We start from the raw sequence: 7,258 nt of genomic DNA on the forward strand, positions 1-7,258 counted from the left end.
GCGTCCCGCAGCTGAACTCGCGGCGCTCAGGGTCGGTGGCACGGCGGACCATGTGCCGACGCTGCAGGAAGCGCTCGACCTGGTCGATGGCCGCGTGCCACTGGTCGTCGAGCTGAAAGGCACGCCCGGCTATGACGAAGGCCTGGTGGCAAGCGTCGGCAAGATGCTCAAGCGCTACAAGGGCAAGGCGGCGATCATGTCGTTCGACCATTGGCTGGTCCGCGATTTTCCGAAGGACGCGCCGGGTATCCCAGGGGGTCTCACCGCCTACGGCAAGGACGTCGGGTTGATCGAGGCGCATTTCGCCATGCTGGCGCATGAGATCGCCTTCACCTCCTACGCCGCCGGCGACCTGCCAAACCCATTTGTCAGCTTCGTGCGTGAAAGGCTGAAAATGCCTGTTATCACCTGGACGGTGCATGACCAGCCGGCGGTCGACCTGACCTTCAGATATGCCGACCAGATGACTTTCGAAGGGTTCGAACCCGATCTGGTCAAAGTCGCCTGAGTGTCTGAAACGTGACTTGCACCAGGCCGGACGGAGCTTAAATAAGCCTCATGGATCAGGGCGATGAGGGTGACGGACAAACGGCCAATGCGGACTATTCGATCCGCGTCGCCGCCGGCATCGGCGCCTTCACCTATGATGAATGGAATGGCTTTGCGGGAACTGCGCGCGGCGATTTAGAAGCCAGCTACAATCCTTTGGTTTCATTCGCTTTTCTAGGCGCGCTCGAAGATTCTGGATGCGCCGTGCGGCGTACCGGCTGGCAGGGCCACCACCTCCGGCTCGAGGATGGGCAAGGCAGATTGCTGGGCGCGGTGCCCTGTTATCTCAAATCGCACAGCCAGGGCGAATATGTGTTCGACCATGGCTGGTCGGATGCGTTCGAACGCGCCGGTGGCCGCTACTATCCCAAACTGCAAAGTGCCGTGCCGTTCTCCCCGGTCACCGGCCCTCGCCTGCTGGTCACCAGGGGCGAGGACAGTGCCAAGGTGAAGGCCGGTCTCGCGGCGGGCCTGAAGGCGGTGACGCAAAAGCTCGGTGTCTCTTCCGCACATGTCACCTTCGCGCAAGAGAGCGATGTGGAGGTGCTGGAAGCAGCCGGTTTCCTGCACCGCACCGACCAGCAATTCCATTTCTTCAACGAAGGCTTTTCAACCTATGACGACTTCCTCGCCACCCTTGCCTCGCGCAAGCGAAAGGCGATGAAAAAGGAAAGGCGCGAAGCGCTTGCCCCAGGCATTTCAATCGACCGGCTGACCGGCAAGGACCTCACGGAGAAAGCCTGGGACGATTTCTTCGCCTTCTACATGGACACCGGCAGTCGCAAATGGGGCCGGCCCTATCTCAATCGTCAATTCTTCTCGATGATCGGCGAGCGCATGGCCGACGACATCCTGCTGGTGATGGCCAGGCGCAACGGGCGCTATATCGCCGGCGCGATCAATTTCATCGGTTCGGATGCACTTTATGGCCGCAACTGGGGCTGCATCGAGGACCATCCCTTCCTGCATTTCGAGGTCTGCTATCATCAGGCGATCGACTTCGCCATCGAGCGCAAGCTCAAGGTGGTCGAGGCGGGAGCGCAGGGCGAGCACAAGCTGGCGCGCGGCTACCGGCCGGTGACCATGCATTCCGCGCACTACATTGCGCACCCAGGCCTGCGCAACGCCGTCGCCGACTATCTTCGGCGCGAACGGCAGGAGGTGGAGCGGATGAGCGAATATCTGGAAGAGCATACCCCGTTCCGCAAGGATCTCGAGGAGTAGCCCCGGCTGGCCGGCTGGGGGGCGACGATTATCTTGCCGAATTTCGACGCCTTCGCTACACGAAGGCACAATCCGGAGCGTTCGCCATGACCGAGGCCGCCTACGATACCGACAACATTTTCGCCAAGATCCTGCGCGGCGAAATTCCCTCGCACCGTGTCTACGAGGATGACGCGGTCATCGCCTTCATGGATGTGATGCCGCAGGGGCCCGGCCATACGCTGGTGGTGCCGAAAGCGCCGTCGCGCAACCTTCTCGATGCCGATCCGTCAATTTTCGGCCATCTCTTGAGCGCCGTTCAGAAAGTGGCGCTGGCGGTGAAAAAGGCCTTCGGCGCCGATGGCGTCACCGTCATGCAGTTCAATGAGCCGGCCTCAGGGCAGACCGTCTATCATCTGCATGTGCATGTCATTCCGCGCTTCGACGGCATCCCGCTGAAGCCGCACACGGGCGAGATGGAGAAGCCGGAGATTCTGGTCGGTAACGCCGAAAAGATACGGACTGCACTCAAAAATTGAGAGCGGGAGGTCCGCCAATGATGTGGTGGACCGGGTCGAGAATATCGGACTAACAAGCGCCGTTCAGTCCAGAAGCCGATTCTAATGCCCGGCCGTGCCCAGTGCCGACTCAACCGTTTGCAACTCTAATCGTCTGATTAGGAAATATCGAACCATCTCACGGTAAAATGCTAACGCGTGGCGAGCTGTGGGGCTTCAAAACCATGGAACATTCGGTTGCGGCATCGGCCCCACTGGCGGGGGCAATTGTCGAGCGTGCTTTTCTTGGCATCTTGGCGGATGCCTTTTGGCGACACCGGCTGCTGCACGCTATGGCTGCCGCTGCGCTGCTTCTGGCAAGCGCAGTCGGGTGGCACACTGGAAACATGCCGGATTTCGGCGTTCTGGAGGAATACGCTGAGTATCTTTTCATCGCCTTCTGGATTTGCGGCTCAGCCTTTGCACTTGGGACGCTTCTCCATCTTGCGCTGGTCCAGCGGGATACCGAACCGCTGCACACCTTCCTCAAGTCACTGGGTAGATTCTTTGGCGACGCCGTACGCATTGCCAACAGCCTGAATGGCCTGGGTGCGGGTCTTGCCTTCATATCCGCGATCGGTGTGTTGAAGGGAGCCATTGCAATCCTCTCTCCGTTTGCATGGGACAAGGCATTGGCTCAGGCCGACCGCATCCTGCATTTCGGTCGAGCCCCGCACGAATGGTTGTGGTTTACCGTCCAGTCGCCGCTTGCATTGAAGATCATCAACATCGCTTACAATTTCTGGTTCGTCGTGCTCATTACCGCGGTTTTCACCGTGTGCATCGCACGCAAGGATACGAAGCTGCGTCACCAGTTCCTGATGAGCTTCATGACGGTGTGGACGCTGGGTGGCTTCTTCCTCGCGATGGGCCTGTCGTCGGCTGGCCCTTGCTTTTACGAGCGATTGGGGTTCGGCAACGACTTTCACGCCCTCATGCAAGCACTCGCCACCGCCGATCGCATCTATCCAATCTGGGCGCTCAACACGCAGGATATGCTGTGGGGTGGCTACACCGGCGCAACTACCGGCAGCGTCGGTATATCCGCCTTCCCATCCCTGCACGTTGCGATGGCGGTGCTGTTCGCTCTCTATGCAACGCGGCGGTCTCGGCTGGCCGGTGTTGTGATGTGGTTATTCGCGGCGTCATTATGGTCGGATCCGTCGTGCTTGGCTGGCACTATGCCGTGGATGGCTATGCGGGCGCATCCCTGATGGTCGCGATCTGGAAGGCGTGCGGATATTTGCTGACCCGTTTCGAGTCGGACAGCGCGGCCGCTGAGAGCTCCACCATGCAATCGCCGGCCCTTTGCGGGATGTAAATTCGCCGATCTGGACGAACTCGCCTGCGGCGGCATGCCGGTCAAAACGCCTCAAGGGCGGCGCTGGATGGGTTGGACATTTCCGAAACGCTGTTCGATACGGTCCTTGCCGAAGCTGCTCTGCGAGCGTGTCCGCGCATTGCCCAGGGCTCAGGAGCGACGTGTCGACTTCCAGATCGTACACGCCGGGCCGGTGCACCTCTTCCTGCCACAGGCGCGCCACCGGGCCGCAATCCCATCTCGGGTCGATAGCGCGGCGGCATGGCCTGATCGCAAACGTCGACACCGAGATTGATCCAGACGCCATCGAAGCACTCCTGAACAGCCTTGGCGATGCTTGTTTTTCGATCGCGGCGCACCGTTCAGGATGATGATCTGGCCGATTATGCCTACCCTCGCTCCAATAAAAAAGCCCCGTCTCCGGGGCTTTTTTGACTTTCGTAAGCTCAGTTCTTTCGGGGCAGTTGTGGCACCAGGCTGCGCTTGCCGCCGTCCTTGCCCTTGGCTTCGGGCTTCTGCGCCACCAGCTTCTTGGCCGCCGGCTTTTTCACCACGGCCTTTCTGGACTTCGGCGTTTCTTCCGGCTCTTCCTTCTTCGGCTTCACCGGCGCCTCGTCGGCCAGCGATTCGAGCTTCAGGCCGGTCTCGCCGGTTTCCTTCTTCTCGACGGTGACGCGCACCGTGCCGCCCTTCTTGAGCTTGCCGAACAGCACCTCGTCGGCCAATGGCTTCTTGATGTGCTCCTGGATCACACGACCGAGCGGCCGCGCGCCCATGCGCTCATCATAGCCCTTGTCGGCGAGCCAGGCGATCGCGTCCGCCGACAGGTCGAAGGTGACGCCACGCTCGGAAAGCTGGGCCTCGAGCTGCATGACGAACTTCTGCACCACCTGATGGATGACCGGCACCGGCAGCGAGCCGAACGGGATGATCGCATCGAGACGGTTGCGGAACTCCGGCGTGAACAGCCGGTTGATCGCCTCGACATCGTCGCCTTCGCGCTTGGTCGAGCCGAAGCCGATCGCCGCACGCTGCGCATCCGACGCGCCCGCATTGGTGGTCATGATCAGGATCACATTGCGGAAGTCGATCTGCTTGCCGTTGTGGTCGGTCAGCTTGCCATGGTCCATAACCTGCAACAGGATGTTGAACAGGTCCGGATGCGCCTTCTCGACCTCGTCCAGCAACAGCACGCAATGCGGATGCTGGTCGACGCCGTCCGTCAGAAGACCGCCCTGGTCGAAGCCGACATAGCCGGGAGGAGCACCGATCAGCCGCGACACGGTGTGGCGCTCCATATATTCCGACATGTCGAAGCGGATCAGCTCCACGCCGAGCGACGCGGCCAACTGCTTGGCCACTTCGGTCTTGCCGACGCCGGTCGGGCCGGAGAACAGGTAGGAGCCGATCGGCTTCTCCGGTTCGCGCAGGCCGGCACGCGCCAGCTTGATCGCCGAGGTCAGTGCGGTGATCGCAGTGTCCTGGCCATAGACGACTCGCTTCAGCTCGATATCGAGGCCCTGCAGCACCTTCTCGTCGTCGGCCGAAACCGTCTTCGGCGGGATGCGGGCCATGGTGGCGATCGTCGCCTCGATCTCCTTGATGCCGATAGTCTTCTTGCGCTTGGCTTCCGGCACCAGCATCTGCGAGGCGCCGGTCTCGTCGATCACGTCGATCGCCTTGTCCGGCAGCTTGCGGTCGTTGATGTAGCGTGCCGACAGTTCCACCGAGGCCTTGATCGCCTCGTTGGTGAACTTCACCTTGTGGAACTCCTCATAATAGGGCTTGAGGCCCTTCATGATCTCGATCGCGTCCTCGATGGTCGGCTCGTTGACGTCGATCTTCTGGAAGCGCCGCACCAAGGCACGGTCCTTCTCGAAGAACTGGCGGAATTCCTTGTAGGTGGTCGAGCCGATGCAGCGGATCGCACCCGACGACAGCGCCGGCTTCAACAGGTTGGACGCATCCATGGCGCCGCCTGAAGTCGCCCCTGCCCCGATCACCGTGTGAATCTCGTCGATGAACAGCACGGCGCCAGGATAATCCTCGAGCTCCTTGACGACCTGCTTCAGCCGTTCCTCGAAATCACCGCGATAGCGCGTGCCGGCGAGCAGCGTGCCCATATCGAGCGCGAAGATGGTGGCATTGTGCAGCACTTCGGGAACGTCGCCCTCGACGATGCGCTTGGCCAGGCCCTCGGCGATCGCCGTCTTGCCGACGCCGGGGTCACCGACGTAGAGCGGGTTGTTCTTGGAGCGGCGGCACAGCACCTGGATGGTGCGGTTGATCTCGGACTCGCGGCCGATCAGCGGGTCGATCTTGCCGGCCTTGGCCTTGTTGTTGAGATTGACGCAATAGGCCGTCAGCGCGTCCTGCTGCTGCTTCTTCTTGCCGCCTTCCTCTTGCGGCTCGGCGCCGTTCTGGCCGCCCTGCTCGTCATCGGCGCCGCGCGGCGAGCGTGTCTCCGACGCGCCCGGACGCTTGGCAATGCCGTGCGAGATGTAGTTGACCGCATCGTAGCGGGTCATCTGCTGTTCCTGCAGGAAATAGGCGGCATGGCTCTCGCGCTCGGCGAAGATGGCGACGAGCACGTTGGCGCCCGACACTTCCTCGCGGCCAGAAGACTGCACATGGATCACCGCGCGCTGGATGACGCGCTGGAAACCGGCCGTCGGCTTGGAGTCCTCGTCGTAGCCGGTGACGAGGTTGTCCAGCTCGGTGTCGATATAGGTGAGAACCGTATGCTTGAGCTCATCGAGATCGACATTGCAGGCGCGCATGACGGCGGCCGCCTCGGTGTCGTCGATGAGCGCGAGCAGCAGATGTTCTAGGGTTGCATATTCATGGTGCCGCTCATTGGCGAGCGTCAGCGCCTGGTGAAGCGCCTTTTCCAGGCCTTGGGAGAAAGCCGGCATGTTACCTCACTTCTTCTCCATCACGCATTGCAGCGGATGCTGATTCTGTCGGGCGAAATCCATGACCTGGGACACTTTGGTCTCGGCCACCTCGAATGTATAGACCCCGCACTCGCCCACTCCATGATTGTGAACATGAAGCATGATGCGTGTGGCGGCTTCGCGATCCTTCTGGAAAAAACGCTCCAGCACGTGAACCACGAACTCCATCGGAGTGTAGTCGTCGTTGAGGATGAGGACCCGATAAAGGCTGGGCTTCTTGGTCTTGGTTTTGGTGCGCGTGATGACGGCCGTCCCACGGCCGGCCCCATTGCCGTTACCGTCGCCGTCTTGCATTCGCACCACGCGTCTCGTGGCAGTCAAACCGATCGTCACGTATTCCTGCCTCTTTCGATTCCCCATGCGAGTTCGACATGTAGGTGTTCGATGTACGATTTTAAGCCCTTCTGGTTAGCTGACAATATGGCTAGGTCACCAAACTTGGACGATTTTCGCAATCGTGAAGGGGCGCGAGGCTCTGGAACGGAAATTGACACGAAAAAGCCCGGCCACGTTTCCACGGCCGGGCTTTTTCTCGGGTCAAAAGGCTGAATCTGGGTCACGTCAGGCGAAATCAGTTCGCCCGGGCGAAATTACTTCGCCTTGGCAACGATCGATTCGAATGGCTTGTAGGCTTCCTTGGCGAGTTCGGCATAGAGATCGCCGATCTTGGT

General features: G+C 60.7%; 6 protein-coding genes and 1 pseudogene. 4 read left to right on the forward strand and 3 right to left on the reverse strand.

What is annotated here, in order from left to right; all coding sequences use genetic code 11:
• From EN884_RS18995 to EN884_RS19010, 4 genes are all read left to right on the forward strand, one after another.
• On the forward strand, positions 1–508 hold a 508-nt coding region (locus EN884_RS18995; protein ID WP_128360676.1), incomplete at its 5' end, for a glycerophosphodiester phosphodiesterase.
• 50 nt (positions 509–558) lie between these two features.
• The gene (locus tag EN884_RS19000; RefSeq protein WP_063167961.1) at positions 559–1,773 is read left to right on the forward strand and encodes a GNAT family N-acetyltransferase; all 1,215 of its coding nucleotides are present in this window, start codon (positions 559–561) and stop codon (positions 1,771–1,773) included.
• Positions 1,774–1,859: 86 nt separating this feature from the next.
• Positions 1,860–2,291: an HIT family protein gene (locus tag EN884_RS19005; RefSeq protein WP_013531772.1), complete on the forward strand. Its 432-nt coding sequence runs from the start codon at positions 1,860–1,862 to the stop codon at positions 2,289–2,291.
• Between the two features lie 203 nt (positions 2,292–2,494).
• Positions 2,495–3,523: a phosphatase PAP2 family protein gene (locus EN884_RS19010; protein ID WP_245491949.1), complete on the forward strand. Its 1,029-nt coding sequence runs from the start codon at positions 2,495–2,497 to the stop codon at positions 3,521–3,523.
• A gap of 186 nt (positions 3,524–3,709) precedes the next feature.
• On the opposite strand, the pseudogene EN884_RS19015 reads toward EN884_RS19010, so the two are convergent.
• From EN884_RS19015 to clpS, 3 genes and pseudogenes are all read right to left on the reverse strand, one after another.
• Positions 3,710–4,017 (reverse strand): annotated as a pseudogene (locus EN884_RS19015) (hypothetical protein); the annotation flags it as partial.
• A 59-nt stretch (positions 4,018–4,076) separates the two neighbouring features.
• Positions 4,077–6,545, reverse strand: a complete 2,469-nt coding sequence (gene clpA / locus EN884_RS19020) for an ATP-dependent Clp protease ATP-binding subunit ClpA (RefSeq protein ID WP_013531774.1) — start codon at positions 6,543–6,545, stop codon at positions 4,077–4,079.
• 6 nt (positions 6,546–6,551) lie between these two features.
• Entirely contained in the window at positions 6,552–6,881 is a 330-nt protein-coding gene (gene clpS / locus EN884_RS19025; protein ID WP_023812950.1) for an ATP-dependent Clp protease adapter ClpS, read from the reverse strand.
• Positions 6,882–7,258 lie beyond the last annotated feature (377 nt).

Origin of the sequence: Mesorhizobium sp. M7A.F.Ca.AU.001.01.1.1 (assembly GCF_004022735.1) — a bacterium.
Lineage (GTDB): Bacteria > Pseudomonadota > Alphaproteobacteria > Rhizobiales > Rhizobiaceae > Mesorhizobium > Mesorhizobium ciceri.